Raw genomic sequence first — 18,569 nt, forward strand, 5'->3', positions numbered from 1 at the left:
GCCGCCGGCAATTGGCGTCGTTTTCAGACTCGCTGTGGCGGCCGCGGTCGACGTTGCAACGACCTGCGACGATTACGTCAGCGCTCGCCCGGGCGCCCCGTCGACAGGCACGTCGCGCTCCAATGCCCGGGCCGCGAGTTCCTCGACCCAGTCGGCATCGGAGGCAGCCACGACGCCATATTGGTCCGGCGGAAAAAAACCATAGTGGTGAGCCGTCGCAGCCAGACGCTCACATTCGGCGTGAGACAGCAGGCAGGAAGTCACGGTCGATGGCGCCGCCGGTCCACTCCATCTCAATCCGATGCGGATATTGGTGCGTGGCGCAAATGCGATTGCCAGTTCTTGCTGCGGGACCCATCGTTTCGTTTCCAAGGGGAGCGTGGGCGGCCCGTACCCACTGTCTGCCGCAATTCGATGATCCAGCACCAGCCAATGACCGACGGACGTTCGGGCCAGGATCCACTGCCTTAGTCGCGCCTTGCTGGATTTGAGCTTGCCGTCGATCCATTCCTCGACATAGAGGGGTTCCGGATCGTAGTCGTCCGACCACACGATGATCGCCGCACGGAGCGTATGGCGCTCCAGTTCGACACGCCCGTTGAACGGCATTTCACGCCAGTACCGCTGTCGGGTACCGTACGTCGCGACGTACCAGTTCAGGCCGATCCAGGCTGCGATGAAGAGCGCCGTGACCCCTACGACGGTGACGGATGTTTCGCCAACCGCACGATCGATATCGAAGGCCGGATCGACCATTCCGCGGTAGGCGAGCATGCCCGCCATATACGCGAACACCGCGATCAAAGGCCCGACGGCGACCGGCATCACCAGAATGGCGAGCCAGTTTCGGACATGCACGCTCCCCGCCGACTGGGCGCGCGCACGCTCCTCATCGCTCATCGCCGCGACTTCCCGCGCGGCAATTTCGTCGCTCGGGGTGTGGAAGCGCTCATACGTATTCTGGCATTTGGGCATTCGACGGGGCGTTCGATGAAAGGGGGATGAAGCAGGGCTTGCCTCGAGGAACCGATTCTTGCATAGGTCAGGGTCGGTTTTCATCCGGACGCATGTGTGTTCCGTCCGTCAACGAACCGATGCGCTGCGGCCGGTGCGAAGCCATACCGCAGGGGCTCGTATGCGCGGGTGGTCGGAGTCGAACGGTAGCGGATGAAGCGACGCGGGGACGACCCCGACGCGCGGGATTATCGAGCGCGGACGACTTGCCGGATTCACGGGGCGAACGTACGCTTGGTCGATACCACGATCGACCCAGGTTCTCGACCATGCAAGCCCATCCTTTGCGTCTTTCCCCCGGCGACGATCTGCGCGGCGCCATCGAGGCAGCGCTCCACCAACATGAAGTGCATGCGGCCTTCGTGATCCAGGGCATCGGCAGCCTGAGCGTCGCGCAGTTGCGCTTCGCCGGCGTCGATCAACCGACCGAACTGCGCGGCGACCTCGAAATCCTGACGCTGGCCGGCTCCGTATCGCCGGACGGCGCACACCTTCATATGTCGATCTCCGATGCCGCCGGCCGCGTGATGGGCGGCCACGTGGCGAGCGGCTGCGTGGTGCGCACGACGGCCGAGATCCTGCTCGCGCTGCTGCCCGCACATCGCTTCTCGCGCGAGCTCGATGCGGGCACCGGCTTCAACGAACTGGTGATCCGTCGCGAGCCGGGCGGCGGCGCGGCATGAATGGGCAGCGGCGCTAGAATCACCGGCCATCGAAGACGTTTCCCGTTACCGCTCATTCCGCAAGGCGCAATCCATGGATGACACCGACATCGAACAGAAGGCGTGGGACATCGTCCGGACCTGGCTCGAAGGCGCGACGCCCGAACAGTGGCACCGGTTCGCCGCACGCTCCAATTACGACGGCAACGGCCGTGCGTTGCGCTGGCTGCTGGACAACCGCAACGTAGATCGCGCGACCGCATTGCTGATCTACTGGAATCTCGGCGCCGCGTGGTTCGTGCAGTATGCGAACGAAAGCGATCTGGGCGACGCGTCGTATCAACTCGATACGTTTCGGTTGCTTCGCGAAATCGAGCAACGTTACGCCGACGGCTACTACGCCAATCACGGTATCTGGTTCGATCCGCACGACTTCGATGGCGCGGGGCCGAACGATTATCCGGACGTGCCGGTCGCGCGGCCCGTGCCGGCAATGATGCTGCAGCCGACCGACGGGCGCGAGTACGTCGATCTCGACGAAGCCGACGGGTATGACGAAGGCTTGCCGTTCGACGTGGTCGAGCGGCTGCACGCGCTGTACGACTGACGGGACGGGCGCGTCCGGTCGCCGACGGACGAAAAAAAAGCGCCGCAGCCTGTCGGCCTGCGGCGCCTTTCGGTGCGCTGCGACGTCGACCGCCCGCCGCAGCCCGACTGCGTGCTTACAGCTGCACGGTGTCGGCCACTTCCTTGAAGTCTTCGATCTGGTCGAAGTTCATGTACTGGTAGATCTTGTCGCCGTTCGCGGTGAGCACGCCCATGTCGGCCATGTACTCTTCCTTGGTCGGGATCTTGCCCAGACGCGAGCAGATCGCCGCCAGTTCCGCCGAGCCGAGGTACACGTTCGTGTTCTTGCCGAGGCGGTTCGGGAAGTTGCGGGTCGACGTCGACATCACCGTCGCGCCTTCGCGCACCTGTGCCTGGTTGCCCATGCACAGCGAGCAGCCCGGCATTTCGGTGCGGGCGCCGGCCGTGCCGAACACGCCGTAGTGACCTTCTTCCGTCAGCTGCTTCTGATCCATCTTGGTCGGCGGCGCGACCCACAGCTTGACCGGAATGTCGCGCTTGCCTTCCAGCAGCTTCGACGCGGCACGGAAGTGACCGATGTTGGTCATGCACGAGCCGATGAACACTTCGTCGATCTTCGCGCCGGCGACGTCCGACAGCGTCTTCACGTCGTCCGGATCGTTCGGGCATGCGACGATCGGCTCGTGGATGTCGGCGAGGTCGATCTCGATGACGGCCGCGTATTCGGCGTCGGCATCCGGCGCGAGCAGTTGCGGGTCGGCCAGCCATTGTTCCATCGCCGCGATGCGGCGCTGCAGGCTGCGCGGATCCTGGTAGCCCTGCGCGATCATCCACTTGAGCAGCGTGATGTTGCTGTTCAGGTACTCGATGATCGGTTCCTTGTTCAGGCGCACCGTGCAACCGGCGGCCGAACGCTCGGCAGACGCATCCGACAGCTCGAACGCTTGCTCGACCTTCAGGTCGGGCAGGCCTTCGATTTCGAGAATGCGGCCCGAGAAGATGTTCTTCTTGCCTTGCTTGGCGACCGTCAGCATGCCTTGCTTGATCGCGTACAGCGGAATCGCGTTGACGAGGTCGCGCAGCGTGACGCCCGGCTGCATCTTGCCCTTGAAGCGGACCAGCACCGATTCCGGCATGTCCAGCGGCATCGTGCCGGTGGCGGCCGCGAACGCGACGAGGCCCGAGCCTGCCGGGAAGCTGATGCCGATCGGGAAGCGCGTGTGCGAATCGCCGCCGGTGCCGACGGTGTCGGGCAGCAGCATGCGGTTCAGCCACGAGTGGATCACGCCGTCGCCCGGGCGCAGCGCGATGCCGCCGCGCGTGCTGATGAAGTTCGGCAGCGTCTGGTGCGTCTTCACGTCGACCGGCTTCGGATACGCGGCGGTATGGCAGAACGACTGCATCACGAGATCGGCCGAGAAGCCGAGGCACGCGAGGTCCTTCAGTTCGTCGCGGGTCATCGGGCCCGTGGTGTCCTGCGAGCCGACCGAGGTCATCTTCGGTTCGCAGTACGTGCCCGGGCGTACGCCCTGGCCTTCCGGCAGGCCGCACGCGCGGCCGACCATCTTCTGCGCGAGCGAGAAGCCCTTGCCGCTGTCGGCCGGCTGGTGCGGCAGGCGGAACAGCGTCGACGGCGGCAGGCCGAGCGCCTCACGCGCCTTCGCGGTCAGGCCGCGGCCGATGATCAGCGGAATGCGGCCGCCGGCGCGCACTTCGTCGAACAGCACGTCGGACTTCACCTGGAATTCGGCGATGACCTTGCCGTCCTTCAGCGCCTTGCCTTCGTACGGGCGCAGTTCGACCACGTCGCCCATGTTCATTTGCGACACGTCGAGCTCGATCGGCAGCGCGCCCGCATCTTCCATCGTGTTGTAGAAGATCGGGGCGATCTTGCCGCCGAGGCACACGCCGCCGAAGCGCTTGTTCGGGACGAACGGGATGTCTTCGCCGGTGAACCACAGCACCGAGTTGGTGGCCGACTTGCGCGAGGAGCCGGTGCCGACCACGTCGCCCACGTACGCGACCAGGTGACCCTTTTCCTTCAGCGATTCGATGAACTTGACCGGCCCGCGCTTGCCGTCTTCTTCCGGCGTGATGCCCGGGCGCGCGTTCTTCAGCATCGCCAGCGCGTGCATCGGGATGTCCGGGCGGGTGGTGGCGTCGGGCGCCGGCGACAGGTCGTCGGTGTTGGTTTCGCCCGTGACCTTGAACACGGTGATGGTCAGGCTTTCCGGCACTTCCGGACGGCTCGTGAACCATTCGGCGTCGGCCCAGCTCTGCAACACGGCCTTTGCGTGCGCGTTGCCCTTGTCGGCGAGTTCCTTCACGTCATGGAACTGGTCGAACATCAGCAGGGTTTTCTTCAGCGCGTCGGCGGCTACCGCGGCGACGGCTTCGTCGGACAGCAGTTCGATCAGCGGCTGGATGTTGTAGCCGCCGAGCATCGTGCCGAGCAGCTCGGTGGCGCGCGCACGCGAGATCAGCGGGCAGGCCGTCTCGCCCTTCGCGACGGCGGCCAGGAAGCCGGCCTTCACGCGGGCGGCTTCGTCGACGCCGGCGGGCACGCGATGGGTGATCAGCTCGAGCAGCGTCTGCTCTTCGCCGGCGGGCGGATTCGTCAGCAACTCGACCAGTTCGGCGGTCTGCTGAGCCGTCAGCGGCAGGGGAGGAATACCGAGCGCGGCGCGGGCGGCCACGTGAGCACGAAAGTTTTCAAGCATGGGGAGACCTGCTGATATTGCGTTTGAGGGGAAGGCCTTGCCGGCACTCCGGGGCGATTCCAGGCACTGCTTTGAGCGGAATTCTAATCTCAACGGGGTGGAACGTCAAATGTCTTATGTCTTATATAAGAGTTGTCGGTGCGAAACACGGAAGACGTGGTTGCATGGCGGGAGCCGGCCTTGTCGGGCGCGGCCGGGCGGCCGGGTGCAGGGTGTCGGTTCAGGTCCCCGATGTCGCACATATCTGCACAAGCCCGCAGGAAACGGTACACACGGGGCGCGTTCGGGCCGTTACGCTCGCTGTCACGCAACGTGCAGTCGGGTGTCGGAACGGGAGGCGAAAGCGGTCGCGCGCCCGTCGATTCGGCCCGGGCGGCAGCGATTTCCTTGACTCCGGCGATCCACGACATGCGCTCGATAGACGCGATTTTCCTGATGGTGGCGCTCGTCGCGTCGCCGGCCGTTCACGCGGCCACGCCCGGCGACCCAGCGCGCAACACGGCGCGCGACGCGGCGAGCCAGCCGGTCGCGCTGGTCTATCGCGGGCCTGCCGCGTGCGACGGGTGCCCCGAAACCATCGCCAGACGCCTGCGGGAATCGGACTACCGGTTCCGCGTGATCTACGTGGGGCCGGCGGAAAAGCTCGAGATCACGCCCGCCGCGCTGGCCGGTGCGGCGCTCTATGTGCAGCCCGGCGGCGGGCAGGATATTCCCGGCGCGGCAGCCAGCATCGGCCGCCCCGCAATCAGGGCCGTGCGGCATTACGTAGCGAACGGCGGCCGATATCTCGGACTGTGCATGGGTGCCTACCTGGCCGGCGAGCAGGGTTTCGGGCTGGTTGCCGGCGATATCGACTCCGAGGTCGACCGGCCAGGCTCGACGCTTCACGGCACCGCCGATACGGTGACGCCGGTCGTCTGGCGCGGGAAAAAACGCTGGATCTACTATCAGGACGGCGCGCGGCTCCCGGTCGCGCCGCTCGGCTCCGGCGGGATCGTGCTGGCGATCTACCCGAACAAGGACATCGCGGCCGCCACGTACCGCTACGGCAAAGGGCGCGTCGGCCTGGCCGGTCCGCATCCGGAGGCCGATGAAAGCTGGTATCGCCAGAACGGCCTCGAGAACCCGGACGGCGTGGCGCCGGACATGGCCTACGACCTGATCAACGCGACGATGAAGCCGTAGCGGAGCGGCCGCGGCTCATGTCCGTTTGGCGCGATACGCGTCGAGATTTTTCCGTGCCTGCGCGCGGATCGCGCGCTGCATGAAAGGCGTCCAGCCGAGCAGGGCGCCTTTCATCCCGAGCGCCTGACGGGCCCAGCGCCACAGGTCGAAATGGTCGCGATGTTCGACGATGCGTCCGTCGCGAAACCGGAAACGCGCGTCGATCCGGTTGACCACGCTCCGTCCGGTCGCGGCGAACCGGTAGTGCGCGCTCCACGTCGCGCGCCCGGCCTGGTCGTCCGCGGCGACTTCGCCGAACGTCAGCGAGAACGCCTGGGCCCGCGCGACCAGCATCCGCCACATGTCGTGCGCGAGTTCGCCGCGCAGTTCGCCGAATGCGGGATCGCTGAAGACGACGTCGTCGGCATAGCACGCGAGCATCGCGTCGATGTCGCGCTGCTGGAAGGCCGTGTAGAAGCGCTGGATCAACGCGGTGTTCGGATCGGTCATGTCGGGCTAACGGGGCAGGGAGGGTGGACGGTGGCGTCCGTATCGGGGCAGTGGGGCACGCAGCGTGAACCGACACCCGTGCTCGCGACGTCGGGCGTAGCCGGCTCGCCGCCGGATGATACGCGTCAGCGGGCGGCCATCGCGACGTCCTGATCGCTCCGTCCCGTCACCAGGCAGCCCGACATGAAGGCCTCGCTCTGGCTGCCGGCGGCGGTTTCGCCGAAGCCGCGACCGAGCGCATCGGCCCTCACCTGCGCGGCGCCTTGCTCGCACGCGAGCGGGCTGGCGTCTCGGCCCTGCGCGTGCAGGATCGCGCGATCGCCGATGAGATAGGCCAGCAGGGCGAAAACGGCGATATGTACGGCTCGTCTCATGATTCGTCTCCTCGTTGCTCAAGCGTAACGCGGACACGTTCGACGAAGCACTTGGGGCTTCCCCCGGTAAACGTCTGCTGAAAGCGGTGGCGAGGCAGGACGATCCTGTCCTGTTTTTCCGTCGCCGTGCGATGGGCGGGCAATGCGCGCGAGTTTGACGAATGTCAGGGTGCGGGCCGGCGGCGGCGGTCGCACGGCCGTTCAAAGCGATAGCATGAATGCATGATTTGACGGAACGCGATGCAGGTCGACGCATCGGGTCCGGCAAGCAGGCAGGTGTTGAAGATCGCTGTCGAAATAGTAAGGAATCCAAATGTTGAACGTCTCGTCCGTCCTGATCAGTCTTGCTCCGATGTGGGCCATCCTGCTGCTGGCGTCTTCGGCAGCCGCCTATTTCGTGTTCTGGCGCAAGGTCATCGATTGACCGCCGCGCGACCGCGTGCGCACGATGCGCACGCGTGACGCGCCGTTCCCGTCATTGCACCGCCGTCACCGGCACATTCGAAATCCGCAACAGCCGGGCCGTCACGCTGCGCCGAAACACCGACATCAACGCGTGCAGCGGATCGCGTCCCGGCACGGTCACGACGATCTCGTCGCACCCGGTTTCGGCTGCCGTGGCCGCGATCGTATCGGCTACCGGCCCGACCTTCATCACGACGCTGTATTTCACGTCCGCCTCGCGCAGGAGCCGCTCGGCCATCGCGAGATCGTCGGTCGCGAATCGTGTCTCGATCGCGCGCAACCGCGACAGCGGGTAATAGGCTTCGAGCCGCGTCGATTCGAGCGGTGCCTGCACGTTGATCAGCACGACCTCCGACGCGCAGCGCTCGCGATACAGAAACGTCGCGTGCCGAACGGCCTGAAGCGAGCGCGGCGAATGGCCGACCGGAACCAGCAGCTTGAGCATGGACGATGAACCCGGAAACGAAGTGCTTCCAGCGTAGCGGGCGGCCGGACGAAACGATCTAAAGAGATCGGCCGGCCGCATAAAAATGTCGTTAACGCACGCAGTCCCGTGACGCACCAATTAAAAATATAAGAAATTTAAGTTTATGCGCATAAACGGCAGCGAGCGCTAGCGCCGGCCCCGGCCGGTCGGTGCGGACTCTCGCCGCGAGCGCGATTCAGTCGGATCCGCAATGAATTGCGCCGCAAAATATCGGAGGTCGTCCAGGGCGCGTCGCGTAGAGTAGAGCGTCGGCCGCCGCCCGGCGGCGCGCCATTCGATACCGCATCCCAGGAGACCCGCATGCCGCACGGCGCCCCGCAGTTTCTCGCTCCCGCTTCCATTTCCGTCGATCCGATCGTGCGCCTGTCGGCCGGCGAGCTCGCGTCGGCGATCCGCGGCAAGGCGGTTTCGTGCGTCGAGACGATGCGTGCGTATCTCGATCACATCGAGCGCGTGAATGGCGCGGTCAACGCGATCGTCGCGCTGCGCGAGCGCGATGCGCTGTTGGCGGAAGCCGCGGAAAAGGACGCGGAGCTGGCGCGCGGCGAGTACCGCGGCTGGCTGCACGGGATGCCGCAAGCGCCGAAGGATCTGGCGATGACGAAGGGGCTGCGCACGACCTACGGATCGCCGATCTTCCGCGAGAACGTGCCGCAGGCCGACTCCGTCGGCGTCGCGCGGATGCGCGCGGCCGGCGCGATCTTCATCGGCAAGACCAATACGCCCGAGTTCGGGCTCGGTTCGCACACGTTCAACGAGGTTTATGGCGCGACGCGCAACCCGTACGACCTGACCAAGAGCGCGGGCGGCAGCAGCGGCGGCACGGCGGCGGCGCTCGCGTCGCGGATGCTGCCGGTGGCGGACGGCAGCGATTTCGGCGGTTCGCTGCGTAATCCGGCGGCGTTCTGCAACATCTACGGCTTCCGTCCGTCTCAGGGCCGCGTGCCGCGCTGGCCGGGCGTCGACGTGTTCGTGCAGCAGCTCGGCATCGAAGGGCCGATGGGCCGCACGGTCGGCGACGTCGCGCAACTGCTCGCGATCCAGGCCGGCTACGACCGCAACGATCCGCTGTCGCTCGCGGAAGATCCGGCGGCGTTCGCGCAGCCGCTCGACGCGGATCTGCGCGGCAAGCGCGTCGCGTGGGTCGGCGACTGGAACGGCTATCTCGCGACCGAGGCCGGCGTGCTCGCGCAGTGCGAGCATGGGCTGGCGACGCTGCGCGAGATCGGCTGCGACGTCGATGCGGCGCTGCCGGCGTTCGCGCCCGACCGGATCTGGCGCCTGTGGCTCGCGCACCGGCACCTGCTGTCGGGCGGCGGGCTGCTCGCGCACTATCGCGACCCGGCGCGGCGCGCGCTGCTGAAGCCCGAGGCGATCTACGAAGTCGAGGGGTTGCTCGCGATGCAGGGCGCGGCGGTGTTCGACGCGAGCGTCGAACGAACCGCGTGGCATCAGGCGGCGCTGAGCTTCTTCGACCGTTACGACTTCATCGCGGCGCCGACCGCGCAGGTCTTCCCGTTCGACGTCGACCAGCGCTGGCCGAAGGAGATCGCGGGCCGCGCGATGGACACCTATCACCGCTGGATGGAAACGGTCGTGCCGTGGACGCTGGCCGGCTGCCCGGTGATCAACGTGCCGGTCGGTTTCAACGACGCGGGCTTGCCGATGGGGATGCAACTGATCGGTCGTCCGCGCGCCGATCTCGCCGTGCTGCAGCTTGCGCACGGCTACGAGCAGGCGGCCGACTGGGTGGCCCGGCGGGTGCCGGCGTGGATGGCAGCGTAATACCGCGGCCGGCAGGCAGCCCGTAAGCCGGGCGCGAAACGGGTGACGAAACGGGCGGCGACGGGCTGCCCGTTTCGTTTGCATTGCTCGACGCGAAGCGCGCGGCGGAAGCGTTGCGTCGCGTCGCCGGCGCAGGCCGGGGCTGGCGTCCATTGATGCAACCGGAGAAAGAATCGCGGGACGTGCGCGGCATCGCGCGGCAACCGCACGGGAATCTGCGCGACGGGGCCTGTCGGCCGCCGAATTGCAAGCGGCGGCGTGGCCCGATTTCGTTTCGATGTGTTTCAGTCGTTGCGGCGGCGCGCGACGCGCTTCGACAATATCGCCTCGATCATTCGGGCACGAGGGAAACACATGAAGCACATTCGCGCGACGGGCCGGCATCTGGCCTCGGCAGGCATCGCGTTCGGCATCCTGGTGAGCGGCGCCGCGCACGCGCAGCTCGACCTGCAGTCGATCGGCGCGTCGCTGCTCGGCGGCGGGCAGCAGCAGGCCGCGCCTGCGCAGGGCGGTGTCGCGCAGTTGCTGCAGGCCTATGTCGGTGCGAACCAGCAGGTGCTGAACGGTCAGTCGTCGCTCGCATCGGCGATGGGGCTGACGGGGGCGGCCGGACAAGCGCAGCAGGCCGCGAGCCAGCTGTCCGGCGGCGATGCGCTGTCGCCGGCCACGCTGTCGCAGATGGGCGGCGCGCAGCAATCGGTGTCGCAGGCGCTCGGCCAGGCATTCGCGAGCGGCGGCGCCACGCACGGCCCGATCGACAAGCAGGCGTTCAGCAACGGCCTCGCGTCGCTGGGGCAGGGCCTCACGCAGTATTCGCAACTGCAGTCGGGGCTCGGCACGCTCGGTTCGACGAGCGCGGCGTCGCTGCTGCAATCGGGCCTGAATCCGCAGAACATGCAGGCCGCGTCGTATATTGCGCAAAGCGCGCCGGGCCAGTTGCAGTCGCTTGCCGCGACGCTCGGCCAGGCCGTGCAGTTCGCGACGAGCCAGGGCATTTCGGTGCCGTCGGTCGCGTCGTCCGCGCTGAAGCTGCTGCCGTAACGCCGCGGGCAGGCGTGCGCGATGCGGTGGCCGGCATCGTGCGCGCCGGCGACGAACCATGGCCCCGCACAACATGGGGATTTCGCGCGATGCTATCGTGGCGTGTTCCTTCATCGGTGCCGGTTCTCATGACTGACTCGTTCGACCTCTCGCGCTATTTCTCCCGCATCGGCTACGACGGCCCGGCCGAACCGACGCTGGACGTACTGCGCCGGCTGCATCTGCTGTATCCTCAGGCGATTCCGTTCGAAAACCTCAATCCGCTGACCGGCGCGCGGGTCGCGCTCGACCTGCCCGCGCTCGTCGACAAGGTGATCGAACGCCGCCGCGGCGGCTACTGCTTCGAACTCAACAAGCTGTTCTACACCGCGCTCACGACGATCGGTTTTCGCGTGACGCCGCTGATCGCGCGCGTGCGCTGGATGCGGCCACCCGAGAGCGTCACCGCGCAGACGCACATGCTGCTGCGCATCGATCTCGACGGCGCGACGTGGCTCGCGGACATCGGCTTCGGCAGCGCGACGCTGACCGCGCCGCTGCGGTTCGCGCCGGGCGAGCGGCAACTGACGCCGCACGGCGCGTTTCGCGTGATCGATGCGCCGGTCGATGGCGAATTCGACATGCAGTTCGAGATCCCCGACGGCTGGCAGACGACCTACCGCTTCTCGCTGAAGCCGGCCGAGTGGATCGATTACGAAGCCGCGAACTGGTTTACGTCCACGTATCCCGAATCGATCTTCGTGAACGACCTGATCGCGTGCCGTGTGCTGCCGGACGGCCGCGCGGCGTTGCTCAACACCGTGCTGACGCTGCGCGACGCGGCGGGAGCCGGGCGCACCGTCACGTTCGACGATGCCGCCGACTGGGCGGCGTGCCTGCGCGACACGATCGGCATCGATACGGCGGGATTCGATCTCGACGCGCTGTTCGCGCGGCTCGCGGCGCGCAGCGCGAAGTAACGCGGCCGACCGATATCCGACGGCGGCCCCCTCGGCCCTTTCGCCGCCGCCGTCGGTTGACTTTTGCTAGTTTGCTAGCATACTAGCAACCATGACCGACGAAGAAGTGAAGCAATTCAACGTGTACTTGCCGCTGAGTCTGATCCGGCAGGTCAAGCATCGCGCCATCGAAACGGAGCAGTCGCTGTCCGCGCTGGTGGCCGACGCATTGCGTGCATATCTGGCCGCTCCGCGACCGGGGGCCGGGTCATCCAACAAGGAGGAGTGACATGTCATCCGAGCGAATCGAAGCCGTGTACCTGACCACGCACAACTGGGGCAAGTCGGCGAAGTTTTTCCAGGCGCTGGGCTTCACGCTGGAGTTCGAAACCGATCATCAGTCAGGCCAGTTGCGCAGCGGCGACGGCCCGTTCCTGTTCATCGCCGAGGTGCCGGCGAGCGAGACGCCCGACATGCAGGTCGTACTCAAAGTCGCCGACGAGCAGGCCGTGCAGCCGCAGCCGATCGTCGACGTCGTCACGCCGTTCGAGGACACGCACTGGGGCACGCGCGACATGACCGTGCGCGATCCCGACGGCCGCGTATGGCGCCTGCAGGCGCCGGGCAAGCCCGGTGCATGAGGGGATGACGATGACCGACCGCCATCAGGATGGGCCCGACAGCACCGCCGAGCGCGTCGCGCTGTGGCGCGCGCTGCACGTCGAACTCGACGAGCCGCCGCACGTGCTCGCCGATGAAGTCGGCCTGCGTCTGCTCGCGCCGCCGCCCGGCTGGCAGCAGCGCGGCGACATGGATCAGCGCTTCACGCGGCCGTTTCGTGCATCGATCGTCGCGCGGGCGCGCTTCATCGAGGATCTCGTCGTCGACGAGGCCGCGCGGGGCGTGAACCAGTACGTGATCCTGGGCGCGGGCCTCGACAGTTTCGTGCAGCGCCGGCCCGAGATGGCGTCGCGACTGACCGTCTTCGAGGTCGATCCGCCCGCGCCTCAGGCGTGGAAACGCCGTCGCCTGACCGAACTCGGCTTCGGCGTGCCGGACTGGCTGCGCTTCGTGCCGGTCGATTTCGAAGCGAAGCAGTCGTGGCGCGACGCGCTCGTGCGGGCGGGCTTCGATGCGGACAAACCGGCGGTCGTGGTGTCCACCGGCGTGAGCATGTACCTGACGCACGAAGCGAACGTGGCGGCGTTGCGCGAGGCGGCGGCGCTCGCGCCGGGCTCGACGTTCGCGATGACCTTCCTGCTGCCGCTCGAGCATGCCGATCCGGACGTGCGCCCGGGTCTCGAAATGGCCGCCAAGGGCGCGCGCGAGAGCGGCACGCCGTTCATCAGCTTCTTCACGCCGGCGCAGATTTGCGCGCTCGCGACGCAAGCCGGTTTCACGCGGGCCGAACACGTGTCGGCGGCGGATCTCACGCGCCGCTATTTCGCCGATCGTACCGACGGGCTGCGCCCGCCGAATCGCGCAGAGGAACTGCTCGTCGCGACGGTGTGACCGCCGCGTGCCGCGCGTGCGAGCTTCACGCGCGTTCGAGCACCGCCATCTCGCGCACGACCACGAGCAGCACCGCGAGGCTGGCGCCGCCGGATGCGCGCAGATCGGCGAGCAGGTGCTCGTAGCGCGCGAGCGCGGTCTCGCGGCGCGCGCGCCACGCGCCGACGATCGTGTCCGGCGTGGTCGAATCCGGCGATTCCGCGAGCGCGCTGGTCGCGAGCGTGCGCTTGAGCCGCGCGACTTCCGCGAGTGCGGCCGCGCGCGCGAGCATGTCCCAATGCGTCGGCGTCGGCAGCGTGGCCGCGCGTTCGCCGATCCACCCGTAGTTGAGCAGCGTGCCGAGCGAGAAGTAGACGCCCGCGACCAGTTCGAGACTGCGATGGCAGGTCGCGGCCACTTCGGCGATGTCGAGCAGCGCGGCCGAGATGTCGCCGCTCGCGACGCGCCCGGCAAGCGCGGCGTCGACGCCGGCATCGACCAGCACGCGTTGCCGCTCGGACAGCGCATCGAGATCGTCGGCCGGCAGCAGCGACGGCAGTTGCGGTGCGATGCGCTGCACCGCGTCGCGGCAGCGCGCGATCAATCCGGCGATGCCGCCGTCGGCCACCGCCCCCGACTGCAGATGCCGCAGGAACCACAGCGCCGCGCGCTCCAGCAGCCGCGCGACGTCGACGAACATGCGCGCCTGCACGTCGTCGGCGACGCGGTTGTCGAGCGCATCGATGTCGCGCCATACCGCATCGAGGTCGAACACGTCGCGCGCCATGATGCACGCGCGGACGATGTCGCCGGGCTTCGCGTCGGTTTCCTCCATCAGCCGGTGCACGAAAGCGCAGCCGACGCGGTTCACGAGCGCGTTGGTCAGGTGCGTCGCGAGAATTTCACGGCGCAGCGGATGGCGGCGCATCGGCTCGCTGAAGCGCTGTTGCAGCGGCTTCGGAAAATAGTCGACGAGCATCGCGGCCACCAGCGGATCCTCCGGCACGTCGGATTCGAGCAGCGCGTCGTAGAGCCACATCTTGCTGTACGCGAGCAGCACCGCGCGTTCCGGCGACGTGAGGCCGAGCTTCGCGGCCTGCCGCTCGGCGACTTCGTCGTCGGTCGGCAGGAATTCGATTACGCGGTTCAGGCGGCCCGCGCGTTCGAGCCAGCGCATCAGGCGGGCCTCGGCGTCGAGCAGTTCGACCGCATGGCGGCCCGCGATCGACAGCGCCTGCGTCTGGTAGTAGTTGTCGCGCAGCACGAGCAGCCCGACTTCGTCGGTCATCTCGGCGAGCAGCGCATTGCGCTGCTTCTCGGTCATTTCGCCGTCGGAGACGACGAGCCCGAGCAGGATCTTGATGTTGACTTCGTGATCCGAACAATCGACGCCGGCCGAGTTGTCGATCGCATCGGTGTTGATGCGGCCGCCGCGCTGCGCGAACTCGATGCGGCCGAACTGCGTGCAGCCGAGATTGCCGCCTTCGCCGACGACCTTGCAGCGCAGGTCCGCGCCGTTCACGCGCACCGCGTCGTTCGCGCGGTCGCCGACCTGCGCATGGGTTTCGCGCGCCGCCTTCACGTAGGTGCCGATGCCGCCGTTGTACAGCAGGTCGACCGGCGCCTGCAGGATCGCGCGGATCAGCTCGGTCGGCGGCAGCGCGTGCGCGTCGATGCCGAGCGCGGCCTGCACGGCCGGCGACAGCGGGATCGTCTTCGCGGTGCGCGGATACACGCCGCCGCCCGGCGAAATCGCGGCCGCGTCGTAGTCGGCCCAGCTCGAGCGTTCGAGCGCGAACATGCGCTGGCGCTCCGCGAAGCTCGTCGCCGGGTCGGGGTTCGGGTCGAGGAACACGTGCCGGTGATCGAACGCGGCGACGAGCCGGATATGCGGCGACAGCAGCATCCCGTTGCCGAACACGTCGCCCGACATGTCGCCGATGCCGACCACGGTGAAGTCGGTGGTCTGCGTGTCGACGCCCATTTCGCGGAAGTGCCGCTTCACCGATTCCCACGCGCCGCGCGCGGTGATCGCCATCTTCTTGTGGTCGTAGCCGACCGAGCCGCCGGACGCGAACGCGTCGTCGAGCCAGAAGCCGTATTCGTGCGAGATCGCGTTCGCGTAGTCGGAGAAGGTGGCCGTGCCCTTGTCGGCGGCGACGACCAGGTACGGATCGTCGGGGTCGTGGCGTACGACGTCGGGCGGCGGCACGATCGCGTTGCCGGCGAGGTTGTCGGTGAGGTCGAGCAGCCCGCGCAGGAACGTCTGGTAGCACGCGATGCCTTCGCGCATCCATGCTTCGCGATCGCTCGGCGGCGGCGGGTTCTTCACGACGAAGCCGCCTTTCGAGCCGACCGGCACGATCACGACGTTCTTCACCATCTGCGCCTTCATCAGCCCGAGCACCTCGGTGCGGAAATCCTCGCGGCGATCCGACCAGCGCAGGCCGCCGCGCGCGACGCGCCCGCCGCGCAGGTGCACGCCCTCGACACGCGGCGAATACACCCAGATCTCGAACATCGGCTTCGGTTCGGGCAGGCCGGGCACCTTCGCCGGATCGAACTTGAACGACAGGTACGGCTTCGATTCGCCGTTCGCGTCGGCGAGGAAGTAGTTCGTGCGCTCGGTCGCGTTGATCACGCCGAGGAACTGGCGCAGGATGCGGTCCTCGTCGAGGTTCGGCACCTGGTCGAGCGCGCCTTCGATCGCCTTCAGCAGCCGCTCGGCCTGCACGTCGCGCGTGTTGCCGATGTGCGGGTCGAAGCGCAGCAGGAACAGCTCGACGAGTTGCCGCGCGATCGCCGGATTGCCGGTCAGCGCGCGTTCGATATAGGCGTCGCTGAAGGTCGAGCCGACCTGTCGCAGGTATTTCGCATACGCGCGCAGGATCGTCACTTCGCGTGCGCTCAGGTGCGCGCGCAGCACGAGACGGTTGAAGTCGTCGTTCTCGATCCGGCCGCTCCAGATCCGGTCGAACGCATCCTCGAACAGGCCTTTCACGCGCTCGATGTCGAATTCGGTGTCGTCGGCGAGCTCCAGCCCGAAATCGTGTACCCACGCATGCGCGGCGTCCTGCGTCTGGATCCGGTATGGCCGCTCCTCGTCGACGCGCACGCCGAGGTGTTCGAGCATCGGCAGGCTGCGCGACAGCGCGATCGGGTCGCCCGCGCGATACACCTTGAAGCGGAACGCGCGCGGCTCGGCCTCGATCGGCCGGTACAGGTTCATCGCGAGCTGTCCGGAATCCTTCACGCGCTCGATCAGCTCGATGTCGCGCACGGCCGTGCGCGCCGGATAGTCGTCGCGATAGCCGGCCGGGAACGATTCCGCGTAGCGCTGCAGTAGACGGTTGCCTTGCTCTTCGCCGAAGGCGTCGAGCAGCGCGTCGGCGAGATCGTCCTGCCAGCGGCGCGTGACCTGCACGAGCCGCGTTTCGAGCTCGCGCGTGTCGACGTCGGGCATCGTGCCCGGTTCCGCATGCACGACGAAATGAATTCGCGCGATTGCCGATTCCGACAGCAACGGCGTGAATTCGACGTTCACGCCGTTGTACGCATCGACGAGCAGCTTCGCGATGCGCCGGCGCAGGTCGGTGTTGTACTTGTCGCGCGGCACGAACACGAGGCAGGACACGAAGCGGTCGAAGCGGTCGCGGCGCACGAACAGGCGCGTACGCTGGTGTTCCTGCAGGCGCAGGATGCCGAGCGCGATGTCGTAGAGCTGGTCTTCGTCGGCCTGGAACAGTTCGTCGCGCGGATAGGTTTCGAGCACCGTCACGAGCGACTTGCCGAGATGCCCCTTCGGCAAGAAGCCCGCGCGCCGCAGGATGTTCGCGCACTTGCGGCGCACGATCGGGATCTCGGCGGTCGACACCATGTATGCGGTCGACGTGTAGAGCCCGATGAAGCGGCGCTCGCCGGCGACCTTGCCGTCGGCGCCGACGAGTTTCACGCCGACGTAGTCGAGATAGCCGGGGCGGTGCACGGTCGCGCGCGAATTCGCCTTGGTCAGGAAGATCGGCCACGCGCCGGTGATGATGTCGGCGGCGGCTTGCGGCAGCGGCGTCACGTCGGGCGCATCGGACGTGCGCAGCGATTCGCGCAGGATGCCGAAGCCCGAGCCCTCGATGCCGCGCAGGCCGAAGCCCGTGCCGTCGGATACGAGCGCGTAGTCGCGCTGACCGAGGAACGTGAAGTGATCGGCGACCATCCATTCGAGGAACGCGCGCGCCTCGATGTCCTCCGCGGTCGATTCGCGCGCCTTCATCTCCTTGATCGTCGCGCGCGCGATGTCGACGATCTTCGGCCAGTCCTCGACCGACGCGCGCACGTCGCCGAGCACGCGCGCGATGTCGTCGCGCAGCGTGTCGAGCAGCGCGGCGTCGCCGCAGCGGTCGACTTCGAAATGGATGAACGACGCGAGTTGCGATTGGCTGTCGCTGGAGGTCGCGCCACCCGCGTCGACCCGCTCGATGCCGCCGCCGGCGCCGCGCCAGATGCGGAACACCGGATGCAGCGCCGAATGCAGCGCGAGCCCGAGACGGTTGACGGCCATCGTCACCGAATCGACCAGGAACGGCATGTCGTCGTTGACGATCTCGATCACCGTGTGGTCGGAATGCCAGCCGTGCTGTTCGAGGATCGGGTTGTACACGCGCAGGCGTTCGCTGCCGGGCACGAACTTTTGGGCGGTTTGCCAGTGCGCCATCGCGGCGCCGTACAGGTCGGCGATGCTGCGGTTCTGCAGATCGTCGGCGTCGACGAAATCGTAGTAGTGACGCAGGAAAGGCTCGACGATCCGGAACGTGGCTTCGGGCAGGCGCGCGCGCGCGAATTCGACGACGTCGGAGAGCAGGTGTGCGACGACTTCCTCGTTCTTCGCTTCCATGGCGGTCTCCGTCGGGTGGCCATTGGCTGCTGCGTCTGTCCGGCATTATGCGCCGATTGCGTGACAAAGCGATGTGCGGGTGCACAACGGAGGCGGGCGTGAGGCGCCCGCATGCAGTGCCCGTCGCGGGCATCCCGCGGTGCAACGTTCAGCGCAGGGCGTGCGGCGCCGAAGCAACGCTGCCCTCGGCACTCAGCCCTCGTCGCTCCACAGCTTCCCAGCCGTCGCCCAGTTCTCCTTCTTCACGTCGGTGAGGATGATATCGACCGAGCCGGGCGTGCAGCCGAGCGTCTCGCACGTGACGCGCGTGATCGCTTCGACGAATGCGCGCTTTTGCTCGACGGTGCGGCCTTCGAAGAGCTGGATATTGAAAGTCGGCATGACAGATGCTCCGTTGGGATTGAACGATTGACGATGAACGATTCGGTCGGGTGCGCAGGCA

Annotated in this window: 16 protein-coding genes; 9 read left to right on the top strand and 7 right to left on the bottom strand. The window is 67.2% G+C overall.

What is annotated here, in order from left to right; translation table 11 throughout:
- Positions 1–72 precede the first annotated feature (72 nt).
- On the bottom strand, positions 73–975 hold the full coding sequence (locus WS95_RS02480) for a hypothetical protein (protein WP_059822091.1): 903 nt from the start codon (positions 973–975) through the stop codon (positions 73–75).
- Between the two features lie 308 nt (positions 976–1,283).
- Between WS95_RS02480 and WS95_RS02485 the strand changes: the two genes are divergently transcribed.
- Together WS95_RS02485 and WS95_RS02490 are read left to right on the top strand one after the other, a co-directional pair.
- Positions 1,284–1,697, top strand: a complete 414-nt coding sequence (locus WS95_RS02485; protein WP_034204590.1) for a PPC domain-containing DNA-binding protein — start codon at positions 1,284–1,286, stop codon at positions 1,695–1,697.
- 73 nt (positions 1,698–1,770) lie between these two features.
- Complete coding sequence (locus WS95_RS02490) at positions 1,771–2,283, top strand: DUF4274 domain-containing protein (RefSeq protein WP_034204591.1); 513 nt, start codon at positions 1,771–1,773, stop codon at positions 2,281–2,283.
- A 115-nt stretch (positions 2,284–2,398) separates the two neighbouring features.
- On the opposite strand, the gene acnB is transcribed toward WS95_RS02490, so the two are convergent.
- Positions 2,399–4,984 (bottom strand): bifunctional aconitate hydratase 2/2-methylisocitrate dehydratase, encoded by a 2,586-nt coding sequence (gene acnB, locus WS95_RS02495; protein ID WP_034204593.1) that lies wholly within the window; start codon positions 4,982–4,984, stop codon positions 2,399–2,401.
- A 387-nt stretch (positions 4,985–5,371) separates the two neighbouring features.
- Here acnB and WS95_RS02500 point away from each other — a divergent pair, with 387 nt between their 5' ends.
- Positions 5,372–6,169, top strand: coding sequence for a BPL-N domain-containing protein (locus tag WS95_RS02500; RefSeq protein ID WP_236872705.1), 798 nt, complete (start codon positions 5,372–5,374; stop codon positions 6,167–6,169).
- A gap of 15 nt (positions 6,170–6,184) precedes the next feature.
- Here WS95_RS02500 and WS95_RS02505 read toward each other — a convergent pair whose 3' ends face one another.
- The 3 genes from WS95_RS02505 to WS95_RS02515 all read right to left on the bottom strand — a co-directional run bounded on the left by WS95_RS02505 (position 6,185) and on the right by WS95_RS02515 (position 7,942).
- On the bottom strand, positions 6,185–6,658 hold the full coding sequence (locus WS95_RS02505) for a nuclear transport factor 2 family protein (RefSeq protein ID WP_059783068.1): 474 nt from the start codon (positions 6,656–6,658) through the stop codon (positions 6,185–6,187).
- 125 nt (positions 6,659–6,783) lie between these two features.
- Complete coding sequence (locus WS95_RS02510; RefSeq protein ID WP_034204596.1) at positions 6,784–7,032, bottom strand: hypothetical protein; 249 nt, start codon at positions 7,030–7,032, stop codon at positions 6,784–6,786.
- A gap of 475 nt (positions 7,033–7,507) precedes the next feature.
- Entirely contained in the window at positions 7,508–7,942 is a 435-nt protein-coding gene (locus WS95_RS02515) for a universal stress protein (RefSeq protein WP_034204597.1), read from the bottom strand.
- Between the two features lie 342 nt (positions 7,943–8,284).
- Here WS95_RS02515 and WS95_RS02520 point away from each other — a divergent pair, with 342 nt between their 5' ends.
- From WS95_RS02520 to WS95_RS02545, 6 genes are all read left to right on the top strand, one after another.
- Positions 8,285–9,769 carry an amidase gene (locus WS95_RS02520; RefSeq protein ID WP_034204598.1) on the top strand — a complete coding sequence of 495 codons (1,485 nt, stop codon included), beginning with the start codon at positions 8,285–8,287 and terminating at the stop codon, positions 9,767–9,769.
- Between the two features lie 354 nt (positions 9,770–10,123).
- Positions 10,124–10,810 carry a hypothetical protein gene (locus WS95_RS02525; protein ID WP_034204599.1) on the top strand — a complete coding sequence of 229 codons (687 nt, stop codon included), beginning with the start codon at positions 10,124–10,126 and terminating at the stop codon, positions 10,808–10,810.
- Positions 10,811–10,938: 128 nt separating this feature from the next.
- Positions 10,939–11,769 carry an arylamine N-acetyltransferase family protein gene (locus WS95_RS02530; RefSeq protein WP_059822092.1) on the top strand — a complete coding sequence of 277 codons (831 nt, stop codon included), beginning with the start codon at positions 10,939–10,941 and terminating at the stop codon, positions 11,767–11,769.
- 91 nt (positions 11,770–11,860) lie between these two features.
- Positions 11,861–12,037 carry a ribbon-helix-helix protein, CopG family gene (locus WS95_RS02535; RefSeq protein ID WP_034204601.1) on the top strand — a complete coding sequence of 59 codons (177 nt, stop codon included), beginning with the start codon at positions 11,861–11,863 and terminating at the stop codon, positions 12,035–12,037.
- Position 12,038: 1 nt separating this feature from the next.
- Complete coding sequence (locus WS95_RS02540; protein WP_034204602.1) at positions 12,039–12,389, top strand: VOC family protein; 351 nt, start codon at positions 12,039–12,041, stop codon at positions 12,387–12,389.
- 10 nt (positions 12,390–12,399) lie between these two features.
- On the top strand, positions 12,400–13,260 hold the full coding sequence (locus tag WS95_RS02545) for a class I SAM-dependent methyltransferase (protein ID WP_059822766.1): 861 nt from the start codon (positions 12,400–12,402) through the stop codon (positions 13,258–13,260).
- Positions 13,261–13,285: 25 nt separating this feature from the next.
- Here the strand turns inward: WS95_RS02545 and WS95_RS02550 are convergent, their stop codons facing one another.
- A complete protein-coding gene (locus WS95_RS02550; protein WP_059822094.1) occupies positions 13,286–18,127 on the bottom strand; it encodes an NAD-glutamate dehydrogenase in 4,842 nt (1,613 codons plus the stop codon).
- Positions 18,128–18,319: 192 nt separating this feature from the next.
- Positions 18,320–18,508, bottom strand: coding sequence for a 4-oxalocrotonate tautomerase (locus WS95_RS02555; protein WP_059783078.1), 189 nt, complete (start codon positions 18,506–18,508; stop codon positions 18,320–18,322).
- Between the last annotated feature and the right edge of the window lie 61 nt (positions 18,509–18,569).

Source organism: Burkholderia sp. MSMB1826 (assembly GCF_001526325.1).
GTDB lineage: Bacteria > Pseudomonadota > Gammaproteobacteria > Burkholderiales > Burkholderiaceae > Burkholderia.